Raw genomic sequence first — 13892 nt, forward strand, 5'->3', positions numbered from 1 at the left:
TATCCGAGGTGCCCGGCTGCGCATTCCACGCGCTTACGGGTCCACGATCGAACGGATCGAAACGAGCTTGAGCTTGGTTCTTCCATTCTCCGGTCGACCGACGGGAGAAGGCTGTCGCTTCTGGCGGCATGCGAGGAGAACCATCTTGCGCTCATCCATCATTGCCGCCGCCCTGTTCGCCGCGCTCGGCGCAGCGTCGCTCTCCACGTCCGCCTCCGCTGCACCGATGGGCCCGTCCGCCGCTGTGGCCGCACCCGCCGAGCTGGTGACGAATGTCCGCATGGAGCGCCGGATGATGCATCGTCGTATGATGCGCCGGCCGATGATGCGCCACCACATGATGCGTCGCGGTGGTGGCCGGACCATTGGGACGAAGAAGGGGCTCTAACTCCCAGGCTCTGAACCCCCCCCCCCTCCCCCCTGCATTATCCCCAGATCGCCCGGCAGCTGCCGCCGGGGATTTTTCCGTACCCACGGCCTTCGCTCCAGTACTGCTGGCACATGGATCGCTTACGGCCACGGCGTGGGGCACTTCCGTTTCACGCTCATTCCTACCCGAGTCGCACTTAGCCCCGCCGGCATCCGCCGCGCGGGGCTCTTTCGTTCTCCGTTGACTAGCTCGCGTTACGCCCCGGCTTTCCAAGAGGTTCCTCTGGCCCCGACATCACTTGAGCCCGACCGGCAGCTGTCGCGGCGGGCTTTTTCGTGCCTGCACCCTACCGGCCGGCCTCCCGTACCGGCGCCCCAAAAGGCCGCCCCGGGCGGTCCCGCCGGAAGGTCTAATTCCCGTACCGGATCCAGGTTTCGCCGATCGCCTCGACGCGGCGCGCGTTGATCATCAGCGCCCTGCGGTAGTCGACGCGGATCCCACAGCGTAGCCCGGCTTCGGGCTGTTGCCATCGACTCGAGGCTGAACCTGATCCGAGGCCTTAAAGCGTGCCCCTTTCAGCGGCATCGGTTCGCACCCATGAGCTACCATTGATAAGGTGACCATCGGGCACCTCTCGTCCGATTTGCAGTTACAATGCTCTTGCCGGTCCTTATGGGCGGCCTGTGTGATCATGCATTCTGTGCCAACATAAATTACTATTTCGATGCCGCATGAACGGCAGAAATCTTTCACGACGCGCATGGTTTCCTGTTCACACCCAGAAAAAACGATGGGCGATTTTCCTATAAAGCCCGATACGCGGCAAACCGTTCCAGAGGATATTCGTCTCCATATCCTCGAAATCGCCTGATTTGCACGATCGCCGGCTAAACATATGATAAAAGATTACTTCGTGGCCGCGAGTGCTACGCAACCTCTATCATTTGTGAAGCTAAACAAGTGCTCTCGCCGGATGTGGGCCGGCGGGGAGGGGCGCGGGCGCACCGGCGCAATGCGGCGCCTAGGCCTCATCGAGCCAGGAGGTTTCCGCGATTACGCACAGCGCCTGCAGAGCTTGCTTGCGACCCTCTATTGTCTTGATCTTCGACCAAAGGCTCAAGCATTCTTCAGCGGTAAGGGCTCCATCTACGAACGATTCGCAGGCAAAAAATCGCTCGGAGGGAATGCCGAGGGCTCGAGCTAGATTGTCCAGCATCGCCCGATGCGTTTCGCAGGAGCTTGTCATTACGAGACAAATACCCCGACGAAGAAGATTGTTCTCTCTCATATCACATTTTTTAGCCGGCACATTAGTCCATTTGCACTAGTATGGTTTTGAGTATGTGGCGCCTGCCCTAGTGTCATTAATGCGCGTTAGCGCCCCAAACGCCTTGAAGCTGGGGGAACGGTATGATTTTCGTCACGAACGCTGAGGGGGAGGTGACCTACGTCAGCCCAGAATGGTGCGCGTTCACAGGGAGAGACGAAGCTTCAGGTGCGAGTCATGGCTGGTTGAATTCTGTTCACCCGGAGGATCGGGAGATCGCGATCAGCTTCCTCAGCAGCGTCCATGCTGAGCAGATGGAGTACACGTTTCGCCACCGGCTCCGTCGGGCCGACGGGAGTTACGCCTGGGTCGTCGGCGGAGCGATACCGTCATTCGGCCCCCCAGGACGCACCTTCCTCGGGTATTTTGGGGTCGCTAACCGAAATCGCTTCAAGTGGCTCTGAACCCTTCACCGCCTACGGAACGCTCGCGCGCTTCGTCCCGCCTCCGGGGCATCCGGCTACGAATCCAAGGTCTGTGTTGGAACTCGTCGCTGACCATTTGCTGATGGCACATGGGCTCATCGAGCAGGACCACGCCAGGGAAATGCTGCCGGTGCTGCGGCAGGCCCTGATGACGGCAGGCAGGCTTCTGGCTCGGAACATATCTGAGGCCGATCAGAGTGGTCGTTTTCACTGACCCGGGCAGGCATATCTGCTGCAAACCCTCCAGAAATCGTTCAACCTTGCCGTGCCTGCCGATTGACGAGCACGTCGGCGAACGGCTTCGAAAGCACGTGGCGACCCGACGCCTCGTAGATCTCCACCGTCCAGGACGACCAATCGCGCGGCGTTGCGCCGAGCATCAGGTCCAGCGCGACGCGCTCCGCGTGCGCGCGCATCAGCGCCCACGTCGGCAGCCGCTTGCCCTGGAGGTCGGCCACGAACTCGTGCCCGTCTGTGCAGTGGAAGCGGTAAAGCGGTGTCGGCATTGGCCTTCTACCCCGCCCTCCACGCCATCTCACCGCTGCGCGCGTGGCCATCGTCGCCATGGTTGAACCGTCATAACGCATGCTGTTTGTTCCTGATCCGTTCTTGCCGGACCTGGACCCGCGATGCCCCCCCCGCCCCTCGAAGCGACTGTGGAGATCCGGTCGCTATCTCGCCGCGCCGTTCGTGGCCGCGGAGCCAGAGCGTAGGTGGACACCCTCGGAGACATCGCAGGCGATCGCGTCGTGGTGGAGTGCCTGTCGTGCCGCCGAAGGGGCGTCTACGCGACAGACGGCCTTGTGGCTCGGTTCGGACCTACGGTGCAGCAGCTCGATGCGCTCCGGCACCTGTCGGGCTCGTGCCGGCATCAGCGCCGCCCAGGGTCGCCGCCCGAGCGCAAATACGAAAGCGCGTGTCAGGCCCGGCTCATCCTACCGCCCTCGAAACAACAGATCGTGCCGACGCCGATCCAGCGCGGCCTGAACGTCGAGACCTGGACGACGTCGGGCTCGATTCAGTGGCACTTGGCGACGGTGTGGAGCATCGAGCTCGGCCACCTCGTGCTCGATGCCGTGGCGACGCTCTACCCGGACCATGAGGTCACCCTGCGTCAGGCCTGCCGGGTCATTGCAAAGCGCGAGAAGCCGGATTGAGGTTTGCCCCGCTCATGCCAGCCGCGCCAACACTTCCGCCGTAAGCAGCAGCAGGCCCCCGAGCCGATCGGGTCGGGCTGCAAGCTGGGGCGGTTTATACAACCTATAATTGCATGCCTGAAGGTCGAGGCCGGGGCTCGCAAGAGGTGCCTGAACCCCAGTTTCGATGGGCAAAATAGCAGGGCATCGACCTCCAACGGCTAACCATTGCAGCCGATTCAAGCCCGTTAATCAATTCTAAGTAGATCGCATCCATCGCATAGTTCGCGCATAAGTTGTGTTTCAGGATAGCACGCGCATAATCGTGCGACGGCAGGCCGACCTGCCGCGATCGTTCAGGATGATCGACGACGGAAAACATCCTGCGCCGGGCGACAGCACGTTTTGGACACGCACCTACCAGACAGCATTCGGAAGGAGACAAACCGTGAAGACTACGACGGACCCCATCGACCTCGCCGCCAAGATCCTCACGAGCTACGTCGCCCACAACTCTGTGCCCGCCACGGGGCTGCCGGACCTGATCCGCATGGTTCACGACTCGATTACGGGGCTGACCATTCCGCCGAAGCCGGCGCTGACGAAGCCAACCAATGCGGAGATTCGCAAGTCGATCTCGCCGGACGCCATCATCAGCTTCGAAGACGGCAAGCCCTACAAGGCGCTGCGCCGGCACCTGACGCTGCGCGGACTGTCGGCCGAGGCCTACCGTGCCAAGTGGGGCCTGCCGGTCGACTATCCCCTGGTCTCGGCCAGCTACAGCGCGCGCCGCTCGGTGATCTCCCGCACCATCGGGCAGAACCAGCGCCTGCGCTTTCAGCAAGCGGCGGAGTGATCCGAAGACCTGCTCGACGGTTCCTATCGACACCGCGCCGGTCTGCGCTAAGCGGGGAGGTGTCGGTCGGCATCACTGGATCGTATCGGGACTGGCCATTAGCCCGATGCTCCGTGGCCGCCATCAGCCCGGCAAACCATCTGCGTAACCGTGGTCGGGAGAATTTATCGCTCGATAGGATTTGTCGATGGTGGGTCGTAGCGATCCTTGAGCTCGGCAAGCCCCGCGTCAGTAATCCTGTACTCGTTGAGGTCCTTTTCCGGGGCCGTCCGCCCGGTGGCGACGACCATGCCCAGCACCTCAAGGCGCCGCATGTAGGCGGTCAGTTTGTAGAAGCTTGCCCCGGTCTGAGCCAGGGTCTGAAGGCGGTAGAGGCTGCCCGGTGGAAGCTTGTGCATCGGTCTGCAGCTCTTGGGTCAGAGCTGCACCGCCTCGATATCGTCCTCGTAGATCGAGTCCGGCTGGCAGGCGTGCCAGTGCTTCTTCTCATCGGTCTGGCCTTTGCGACCCCAGCAGTAGCCGGCTTGCGCCAGGCGGCCGCTCAGACGGTCGCGGAGACGGCATTGCTCTCGGGCGACGTCCGCGTCTCCTGAGCCCTCACACGCCTGCGAGGCCTTACTTTCAGCCGTCAGCAGCTCCGGGACGGTCGGCATCTGCTGCTGTGCGCTGGCACCTCTGGCCATAGCGACGAGAGCGAGGGCGATCAGGACTGTGCGCATGCAAGCAGGATAGCCCCAGGGATGGGGTTGTCGAGGCGCGTTGAGGGCACCGAGGTCCGCATCATGGGTCGACGCTCGACTGATCAACACGCTGGCCTGTGAGCAGCGCAAGGGCGACGCAACCAAGAACGACGGCTTTTACGACCTTGGCAATGCGCCTGCGCAGCCCGAGGCGGCGACGTGATGCGTTCGGATGGCTCAGGGATTGACGGGATCCGCCGCCCAACGGCAGTCTCGCGTTTAGGGTGCGTTGCGAAGGCGTTGCTCTGACCCACTCGCACGGTGGTCGACAACAGCGAGAGCCGGCGGCTTCCATCCTGGAGCGTGGCCGGTGGTTTTTGTGAATTTCAAGCACACCGCCCTAGGGAGAATAGTAGGATCTACCGATCTCGGGATATTATCGGCAACTCAACTTTTGATCTGACTTAATCGGCTGTCGAACCTTGAAAATATCCACCAAAAAATTCTTTTACTTGCTCCCGGGATGCCTAATAGGTTTGAGTCAACCGGTGGTCGCCAGGGATCACGCTGAAGATTTAGACCACTATGCAATGGTGGCGGCAGCGTCAATCTTTGCAGAGAGCAGGTGCCCAGGATTTCGCGTGAACGCGGGGCGCCTAACTACCTTAAGGATGGATAGCGCTATTTCCAGCGCTGAAGAGCCGCTGATCGAAGCCAAACTCCGCAAATGGTCTATCGAGGTTCGGCAGGCATACACTCGGAACGGCGACGAAAACTGGTGCTCTGAGATTTATGGCTTACTCGGCCCAAATGGCACAATGGCCAAAAGCGTGCTCTCAAGATAAAGGTCAGCCGTTACGACGAAGGCGAGGGCGACGAGTGGGGTTGTCGAGGCTTCCACCCGCGGAAGGTAAGCTCACTGCCTGTACGCCGGAAGCCAGCACCATTTTTGCCGATAGGTCGTTCAGCAGCCGATGCAGACGCGCGGATCCCACCTGAATTCCTTGATATGAATTTCCTGAAGGCGCCGAGCTTCTGTCGTCACGCTCAACTCTGGCAGAGCCACCGTCTCGATGCTCCTACTGGTCACCGATCGGCCCTGAGCGGAACCATTGCTTCTACCGTCCGTGTGAAGTGTTTTATAGCGAAGCTTATGCGCGCTACTCTTCTAAACGCCAGACCGGGCAAAACCGTTCACACTGCTCAAAATACGCAGTATGCGTAGAAAACTTCAAGTTCGTAAGATCCCCACCGCCTAGTTGGCGGTACTACTATTGATCAGGGGCAGCAGCCGGATCTGCGATGGGGAACTCAGGTCCTTCTGCTCTGGCTTTGATGCTATGAGCTGCCCAATTTGCCGTCGTCCGACACCCGACGCACACAGATCGCAGGACGCGCAGATCACGGCCTGCTATGGCCAAATCGAACTTCTCCATCTTGATCCGCGCCGCTCTATTCGCCGCTTCGATATTCGGGAGCGCAGCGGTGGAGACTGAGATCTCTGGCAGGCTTTCAACTGATTTAAGGGGCGGTTGTGGGTGGATAGCAGCGACCCGCTTTTGGGATATGGCTGGACTGGCGATAAATTGGACCGCGATCAGCACGACAACCGGAAGGCGCATCCTCGAAGCTCCGAGAGCTGCGGGTCACTGCGCCGCATACGATCAACGGCGCACACCCGCCGATGACGCTGCTGCCTTATGGTTAATAAAAGCTTGTTGTGGCTGCGGACTCGTTCATTGGACTACCCAAGCTGCGCACAATTTACGACATTTGTGATGGCGCCTGCACCTCGCCATTCACCTCCAAAAGGAGGATGCCTTACCGCTTCCGAGGCGACGCTTGCGCCGCATCCCTCGATAAGCGAGCCGCCCTTTACCGAGCCAGGTTGGTCTCAGCCACGTTCACCGGCGGCCCTTCGGCAGGCATGGAGATGGGTTGACTCTGCCGGCTAGCGAAAGCCGCTCCGGCTTGCTTCCACTTTTTGCTCTGATTTTCAGACAGCGGGTGTTCCCTGAGATTGGAAGGCTGCGCCACACTGATCGATAGAAGTCCGACCCTTCCGGGCTCGCTCGGATCACCGCTTGTGATCGGCTCGGATCTAGAAGGCCATGAGCGCGACGGATGCAACAATCCCAGACGCGAAGACTATCATAAGCGCATTGTCGAAGCCGTTCGCGATAAGCACTGGGCTCGTCACGTAGGCCAAGAGGAAGCCGTCAATCCCTATGGCGAGGCGTTGCCCATTCACTCGCGATAGCCCTTCCGCTGCACGCGCTCGATCAATGCTCCACCTGCTGCTTAACGAACGAGCGGATCCCGTCCTTAGCGACCGCCTGCTCGAAAGCCTCGAAGGCGTCCTCATCGTTCGCGAAGGTACCAGTCCAGGTCGTGTGCCCGCCTTCGTGATCGACCACCTCAAGGGTCCATTCATCGTCAGTGCCGGCAAATCGGTAGATGTGAACCTGCACCATGACGCCATCGCGGGTGACGATGCCGCCGAGCGGAGAGTCCTCGATCTCCTGATCAGGGATGTCGGCCATCGGTCGTTCCTTCAGTTCGCACCCTCAGGGTACTCACGGTGCCGCACGTAGCCCTGGTCGACTCGAGCCTGGCTTGATCCCCTACCACGCGTTAAGCAGGTACCCGCCGGCCAGCACGAGGACGATGAGGGTCACGGCCGATATGCCGAACTTCCGCGGCGACCCAGACGCAGAGGGGGTGCTACGCCGCTTGGTCGTTCGGGGGCTGAAGACAACGATCTTCGGATCTGAAAGGTGCTGGGTCAGGCTGTGGGGCAGCCTGCGCTTCGATCGTCGCCCGAGCATACTCACCTCACTACGACCGCTTCGCCTTGCCGAGCACGGGGTGTATCAGAGATCAGGCACGTCCGCGTCGAGCCAGTCCGCCGCTGCTTTCAGGTTCGGGAACTTTTGCGCCTCGCTCGTGAAAGGCGCCGGAAAGGGCGGGCTGTCGGCGAGTGGTTCGGCTGTCCAATCGCCTTCGTACCCGTCCCGCGACACATCGCGGACCAGGCTGCCGACCACTTCGCCGTCGAGGATGAGATCGAAGCTACCAGGGGCGAGGCGTTTAAGGGTGTAGGGCATTGGCAAATCCTGGATCAAAGGCGCAGCATGAACCCCAGCTGCCTTGCCGGCCGCGGGTGTTGCCTGGAGTGGCAAAGGCTTCAGCGCTGCACCGCCTCGATATCGTCCTCATAGATCGAGTCCGGCTGGCAGGCGTGCCACTGCTTCTTCTCGTCGGTTTGGCCTTTGCGACCCCAGCAGTAGCCGGCTTGCGCCAGGCGGCCGCTCAGACGGTCGCGGAGACGGCATTGCTCTCGGGCGACGTCAGCATCTCCTGAGCCCTCACACGCTTGCGAGGCCTTACTTTCAGCCGTCAGCAACTCCGGGACGGTCGGCATCTGCTGCTGTGCGCTGGCACCTCCGGCCATAGCGACGAGAGCGAGGGCGGTAAGGGCTATGCGCATCCCGGCAGGATAGCAGCCGCAGGGTAGGTGTCGAGCTGAACGCCTTCATGAGCGGTCGCTCCTGGATGGAAGTCCTGAGCGGAGTGATCGCCGTGCTGGTGCCGGTGGCGGTCCTGCGGGACCTCGCAGCCTCGCGCGATCCTCCACCGGACGGATGACGTGTCCGGGCCTGCGCCCTAGGTACCTGCCCTCACAGAGACCGCTTAGCCCCGCCGGCATCCGCTGCGCGGGGCTTTTTCGTCATCCATTAACCAGCTCACGCTACGACCCGGCCATCGAAGGGGTTCCTCTGGCCCTGACATCACCTCAGCCCGCCCGGTTGCCGCCGGCGGGCTTTTTCGTGCCTGCCGCCTACCACGCAGCCTGCTAGGCCGGCACGCCAACGGGATGCCCCAGACGGTCCCGCCGAAAGGTCTGGTTGCCGTACCGGATCTAGGTGTCGCCGATCGCCTCGACACAGCGGGCCTTGATCAAAGGGCAGCCCTAGTAGTCGACGCGGACCACGCCGAGGGGCGGGTAAAGGCCGAACAGGCTGGTGGCCATCCAGCCGAGGGCGATGGTGTCCTCGCCGAACCAATCGAGGAAGTCGATCGCCGCCTCGCGTACCAGCGGGTTCGATGGCTGGCGCTTCGATGGCGCGATGCCGCCGGCCAAGGTGGCGTAATAGACGTCGTATCGGACCCTAGCAGCTACTTCGAAGACTCAAGCTTCGCGGGATATGAACTGTGTGTCGATCGCCTGAGTTGTCCCGCGGCAGAGGATCACTCAAGCGGCACGAACTTGTGCACCATTCTTAAACACTGAGATCAAGCGTTCCGGGTGACCGATCAGGTATCCCTGAACGGCATCGCAATCGAGCGCTCTTAGAAGGGCGAGCTGATTCGCATCCTCAACACCTTCAGCGATCGTCAGAATGTTCATGTCACGCCCCATCTGCGTGATCGCTTTGACGACCGCCATCGAATGCTTATCTTCCAAAGCTGCTGCAACGAAGCTGCGGTCGATCTTGATCCTGTCCAGCGGCAGGTCCCGCAGATGAGCAAGAGACGAGTACCCCGTCCCAAAGTCGTCCATCGCGATCTTGATGCCGAGTTCGCGCAGCGCCAACAAGGTGTGCGCAATTTGAGGCCCGTCCTCGACCAGTGCCGTCTCCGTCAGCTCGATCTCCAGTCTGCTCGCCGGCAGCCCACTTTTCGCCAGGGCGGAAGTGATATGAGCGAGCAGCATCGGCGAACGGAACTGCACGGCCGAGATGTTGACCGCGACATGCTGATCAGTTGGCCAAGCCACAGCCTGCCGGCAGGCCTCTTCCAACACCCAGCGCCCGATCGGCAGGATCAACCCCGTCTCTTCCGCCAACGGGATGAAGGTCGCCGGGGAGACGAGCCCCCGCGTCGGATGCGGCCAGCGAATAAGCGCTTCGAAGCCCAGGATGGTGTCGTCGGCGAGCGCCATGATGGGCTGGTACGCGAGATGGAACTGACCCTCGGACAGGGCGAACCGGATGTCGCTTTCGAGGAGATGCCGGTCGGCGACGGCCTCGATCATCCCAGGGGTGTAGCGTGTCGCACGACCTCGACCTTGGCGTTTGGCCTCGTACAGCGCGATGTCCGTACGCTGCATCAGATCTGTTGGGCTCGCCCGGTCCTCGGTGCTGCACACGCCGATGCTGCAGCCGATCACGATGGTCAGATCGTCGAACGCGTACGGCTTCTCGATCGCGATGACGATGCGCTCGGCCAAGCTCATAGCTACCTCGGCGTCCATACGAGCGATCAACGCCATTTCGTCACCGCCCAGGCGAGCGACGAAAGCGGTCTCCCCCGCCAGCTCGGACAGCCGTGATGCCACGCTGACAAGAAGGCGATCGCCGATCCCGTGACCGAAGGTGTCGTTGACGGCCTTGAACCGGTCGAGGTCGATCAGCAACAGCGTGGAGGGTTGCTCCTCCTCATGCGCTTGCGCCAGGCGTTCGAGCAGCGACCGACGGTTGGCCAAGCCTGTTAGCGGATCGTGATAGGCAAGCAGGGAGATCTCGCGCTGCGCCTGTTTTGCTTGCGTGATGTCGTCGAAGGTGAGCACCGCACCATCCTCGATGGGCTGGCAAGCGATGGACAGGATCCGGCCATCCTCGAAGCTGTGCTCGACGCGAGTCTCGTCGTCCCTGGCCATCCAGGCTCGGTGGTTTGCCAGCACCCTGGCGACGCGGTCTGCCTCCCAACCATTCGCCCGACCCACACCCTCGAGGAAGGCTGCCAAGCTCATTCCTCTGGCCATGTCGCTTGGCGCGAGCTTGAGCATCGCGCAGAGGCGCTCATTGTAGAGTTCCACGATCTCGGAAGCAGATACCTTAAGGATCCCGTTCGACATCTTTTGCAGTGCCGTCGCGAGAACACGAGCGTGTGCAGTTTCTTGGGTGTCAAAGCGCTTAGCTGCAGTCAGAGCGAGAAGCGTCCCGAACAAAAGGATGGCGGCGCCTGTCGCGGCAAGAACACTGAGTGCGACCTGTACGCCGGGAAGGAGCTGATCGACGCGCTCCCCGGTCAAGACCGTGCCCGCGATCGAGACGAAATGCGTCCCACAAACCGCGACGACGATCAGCGACGTGGTCACCAGCCGCGATCCAGTTCGCCCCGGACGCACGAGCGCGAGCGCCATACAGGCAGCGCCGATCAAGCAGGCAAGGACGTTGAAGCCAAGCGACTGAACCTGGCCGCAGTTTTCCAGCGCAGCCATCCCGCTGATGTGCATAACGCCAATCCCCAGGCCTGACGCAGCTCCGGCAACAAGGCGCATCCATCCCCGTGGGCATATGATCGAAATGACGAATGGTAGGCCTACCGCGACGATTGCTGCGGCGGCGGAGACCATCGTCGTGTTAAAGTTGTAACTTAGGACGAGATCGGTCCGGTACCCTAGCATCGCCACAAAATGAGTCGTCCAGACACTAGTGCCCGCAACGACGGCCGTTCCAAGCAACCACCATCGCCGGGTGGTTGTGCTACCAACCTCTGCATAGTGGATGAGAGAGACCAACAACCACGCACTGAAGGTGCAAATAGTCGCTGCGGCGACAATAAAGCTGAGGGATTGGCTATCAACTAAGGATATGAGTAGAGATTGCATGCAATAATATTGCGTGCAAAGGGTTTCCTGCCTGTTGAAAATTATAGTAAATAAAATCTTTTCGCGCAGCTCCGCGATCACAAAAGCGTCTAAACCCCGCCTCGCCTTGTTCCTACTGTTCGGTCCAGCATTCGTAGCCGGGTGATTAACCGCCCCGAAGGTCCCGATCCGCCCCTCCCCTCCGGCTCGGTCACACCCCGAGCTGGACGGGTGGCGACGTCCTGCCCTGCCGGTGAAACGAACCAACGTTTCGCCAATGATACGTTGGAATTGAGCGCGAACGTTCTACATCTGTCCTCTCCGATTTCGTATGCTTTCTCTGCTATTCGAAGGAAGTCGTTGCGCTCATAACGGTCTGGTTGCAGGTTCGAGTCCTGCCGGGCCCACCACCATGTCCTCCCCCGTAGCCCCCCGCGCCTCCCCGCTTCGCAGGTTGCAGGGACCGTCATGGGGACGGATGCGCGCGGTCACACCCCGTCCGGACCGGGGCCGGCGGGGCTGCCGGCGACGCGGGGTCGGGGCTCGGGTTTGCCCAGGCTCGTATTTCGGACGGGCCAGCTGCGCGGCTGCTGCATGGTCGCGGTCATGGGTAGCCGGAAGGCCGGATCCGGGAAGCTGGAGGGCGCAGGCAGCCGATAGCCGAGGGACGAATGCGGTCGGGTGGCGGTCATGCCTCGCGGTGCACCGAAACGCATGCCGACCTGATCCCGGGCCTCTCCGAGGCGGGTTCGAAGATCGTCCTGCACGCGCCGTGCGATGCCCTGGCGGGCACGGCGTGCCGACCGGCACCGGCGGCCGGTGCGCGTCTTCCGGCGGCATCGGAGCAGGAACGGGCGGACGCGAGAGCAACCGGGCAGGACTGGTTCGAGGGGCGGCTCGGCCTCGATCCGGACGGATCGACCGTCCGCGACGCGACGGCCACCCACACGGCGTTCGCCTGCCGCCGAGGCCGAGCTCCGCGCGGTGCGCGCTGCCGTCCCGCACGGGCATCACGAGACCGCCGCCACCCTTATCACCGGCGGTCCCACGGCCGTCGCCCTGCGTGATCGGGCCGGGGACGGGGCTTGGTTTCGCGCCGACGGCACCGACAGGCTGGTCCCAAAGCTGGAGCGGCGCGACACCGCCATCCTCGACGACCTGAACCTCCACAAGGTCGCCGGTGTCCGCGGGGGCTCGCGGCGGCCGGCGCACGGAGCCGCCTGCGACCGCTCGACCGCCCCGACGTCGACCCGATCGATCCATCGACAAGCGCAGGATGAGGCGGCTTTTGCCAAGCTGAAGGCTTGCCTGCGCGCCGCCGCTCCCCGCGCCATCCCGGATCTCCGGCGCGCGATCCGGAAAATCTTCGCCGACTTCACGATGCAAGCGTATCGATACGACCTCGCCGCCGGATACCGCCACGACGGCGCGACAGGAACGGAAAACGGCTCGCGCGCGCTGGAGCCAAGAAGGCTAAGTACCGATTTGAAATTGATTTCTCGTTCGGATCCGCTGCTACTGGTCGAGAAGCCGTGGAGCGCACGATGCCGTATCTAAGATAGAAGGCTTACGCACTCATATCAGAAGCTTTGGAAGAGATCGTTCCCCTTCCATCGCGTAAGATCCGCCTGGAACATAAGATTCATTTCGTCGATGTCGGTGCATCGAAGGGCATCCAGCCGAAATGGTTGCGACAGAAAGACAATATCATACCGGTGCTGTTCGAGCCGAATCCCGAAGAGGCGCGTCGCCTGCGCGATCAGCTCTCCGCCTTCGAAAAATCCTTCGTGATCGAGACCGGCCTGGCCGACCGGAATGGTCCGCAGCAGCTCCATATCGGGGAGCATTATGGCTGCACGTCGATACTCGAGGCGAACTCGGCATTCCTCAGCGATTATCAGATCGCGGCCAGCTATCACGTCAAAGATACGGTCGAGATCGAATGTGCCCGCTACGATGGCCTCGTCGATGCCGGCAAGGCGCCCGTTCCGGACGTCATCAAGATCGACGTCGAAGGCTACGAGAGCCATGTTCTCAAAGGGTTCGGGTCGCTGCTTCACAACGTCGTCGGCATCGAGACGGAGGTATTCTTCTATCCCGTTTACAAACGGCAAGCGTTGTTTCACGACTTGATCGCGCAGCTCGAACCTTTCGGGTTGCGATTGAAGCGCATCGAAGAGGTTCCGGCTTTCGATGGAGACCTGGTGTGCGCCAACGCCTACTTCATGAAGGATCGGGTTGCCTATGCGAGGCTGAGCACGGAGCGGCGTGCGAAGTACGATCTGGCCGCTCACGTGTTTCAGATAACGGAGCGCCCTCTCGCTCGATGCTGATGTCGAAGGCGTCGCGAGCGCTCGGTCAAGCGGCCGGGGCGAGGCCGAGGCGCTCGCCGGCGTAGCGGCCCTCGCGGATCGGGCGCCACCAGGCCGCGTTGTCGAGGTACCAGCGCACGGTCTCCTCCAGCGCCTGCTCGAAGGTCTTGGACGGCGCCCAGCCGATCTCG

Annotated in this window: 14 protein-coding genes and 1 pseudogene; 7 read left to right on the forward strand and 8 right to left on the reverse strand. The window is 61.8% G+C overall.

Annotation, left to right across the window (positions count from 1 at the left end; genetic code table 11):
- The 3 genes from MKK70_RS26800 to MKK70_RS26810 all read left to right on the forward strand — a co-directional run.
- The coding region (locus MKK70_RS26800; RefSeq protein ID WP_243950952.1) for a hypothetical protein at window positions 1–388 on the forward strand (388 nt) is incomplete at its 5' end.
- A 1392-nt stretch (window positions 389–1780) separates the two neighbouring features.
- Window positions 1781–2101, forward strand: a complete 321-nt coding sequence (locus tag MKK70_RS26805; protein WP_243950953.1) for a PAS domain-containing protein — start codon at window positions 1781–1783, stop codon at window positions 2099–2101.
- Window positions 2102–2177: 76 nt separating this feature from the next.
- Window positions 2178–2336, forward strand: a complete 159-nt coding sequence (locus tag MKK70_RS26810) for a hypothetical protein (protein ID WP_243950955.1) — start codon at window positions 2178–2180, stop codon at window positions 2334–2336.
- A gap of 40 nt (window positions 2337–2376) precedes the next feature.
- Here the strand turns inward: MKK70_RS26810 and MKK70_RS26815 are convergent, their stop codons facing one another.
- Window positions 2377–2688: a DUF6894 family protein gene (locus MKK70_RS26815; RefSeq protein WP_409568330.1), complete on the reverse strand. Its 312-nt coding sequence runs from the start codon at window positions 2686–2688 to the stop codon at window positions 2377–2379.
- 258 nt (window positions 2689–2946) lie between these two features.
- Between MKK70_RS26815 and MKK70_RS26820 the strand changes: the two genes are divergently transcribed.
- A complete protein-coding gene (locus MKK70_RS26820; RefSeq protein WP_243950959.1) occupies window positions 2947–3279 on the forward strand; it encodes a hypothetical protein in 333 nt (110 codons plus the stop codon).
- Window positions 3280–3619: 340 nt separating this feature from the next.
- The gene (locus tag MKK70_RS26825) at window positions 3620–4114 is read left to right on the forward strand and encodes a MucR family transcriptional regulator (protein ID WP_243950961.1); all 495 of its coding nucleotides are present in this window, start codon (window positions 3620–3622) and stop codon (window positions 4112–4114) included.
- A 164-nt stretch (window positions 4115–4278) separates the two neighbouring features.
- Here the strand turns inward: MKK70_RS26825 and MKK70_RS26830 are convergent, their stop codons facing one another.
- The 6 genes from MKK70_RS26830 to MKK70_RS26855 form a co-directional block, all read right to left on the reverse strand.
- A complete protein-coding gene (locus tag MKK70_RS26830) occupies window positions 4279–4512 on the reverse strand; it encodes a hypothetical protein (RefSeq protein ID WP_243950962.1) in 234 nt (77 codons plus the stop codon).
- An 18-nt stretch (window positions 4513–4530) separates the two neighbouring features.
- Complete coding sequence (locus MKK70_RS26835; protein ID WP_243950964.1) at window positions 4531–4833, reverse strand: hypothetical protein; 303 nt, start codon at window positions 4831–4833, stop codon at window positions 4531–4533.
- Between the two features lie 2243 nt (window positions 4834–7076).
- The gene (locus tag MKK70_RS26840) at window positions 7077–7337 is read right to left on the reverse strand and encodes a hypothetical protein (protein WP_243950966.1); all 261 of its coding nucleotides are present in this window, start codon (window positions 7335–7337) and stop codon (window positions 7077–7079) included.
- A gap of 330 nt (window positions 7338–7667) precedes the next feature.
- Window positions 7668–7901 carry a hypothetical protein gene (locus tag MKK70_RS26845; RefSeq protein ID WP_243950968.1) on the reverse strand — a complete coding sequence of 78 codons (234 nt, stop codon included), beginning with the start codon at window positions 7899–7901 and terminating at the stop codon, window positions 7668–7670.
- A gap of 866 nt (window positions 7902–8767) precedes the next feature.
- Window positions 8768–8938 carry a hypothetical protein gene (locus tag MKK70_RS26850; RefSeq protein WP_243932697.1) on the reverse strand — a complete coding sequence of 57 codons (171 nt, stop codon included), beginning with the start codon at window positions 8936–8938 and terminating at the stop codon, window positions 8768–8770.
- Window positions 8939–9049: 111 nt separating this feature from the next.
- Entirely contained in the window at window positions 9050–11410 is a 2361-nt protein-coding gene (locus MKK70_RS26855; RefSeq protein ID WP_243950974.1) for a putative bifunctional diguanylate cyclase/phosphodiesterase, read from the reverse strand.
- A 963-nt stretch (window positions 11411–12373) separates the two neighbouring features.
- Between MKK70_RS26855 and MKK70_RS26860 the strand changes: the two genes are divergently transcribed.
- Both MKK70_RS26860 and MKK70_RS26865 read left to right on the forward strand, forming a co-directional pair.
- On the forward strand, window positions 12374–12946 hold the full coding sequence (locus MKK70_RS26860) for a hypothetical protein (protein WP_243950970.1): 573 nt from the start codon (window positions 12374–12376) through the stop codon (window positions 12944–12946).
- A gap of 32 nt (window positions 12947–12978) precedes the next feature.
- Window positions 12979–13722 carry an FkbM family methyltransferase gene (locus MKK70_RS26865; RefSeq protein ID WP_243950972.1) on the forward strand — a complete coding sequence of 248 codons (744 nt, stop codon included), beginning with the start codon at window positions 12979–12981 and terminating at the stop codon, window positions 13720–13722.
- A gap of 25 nt (window positions 13723–13747) precedes the next feature.
- Here the strand turns inward: MKK70_RS26865 and MKK70_RS26870 are convergent.
- Window positions 13748–13892 (reverse strand): annotated as a pseudogene (locus MKK70_RS26870) (dTDP-glucose 4,6-dehydratase); the annotation flags it as partial.

It is taken from the genome of Methylobacterium sp. E-041 (assembly GCF_022829665.1).
Classification (GTDB): Bacteria; Pseudomonadota; Alphaproteobacteria; order Rhizobiales; family Beijerinckiaceae; genus Methylobacterium.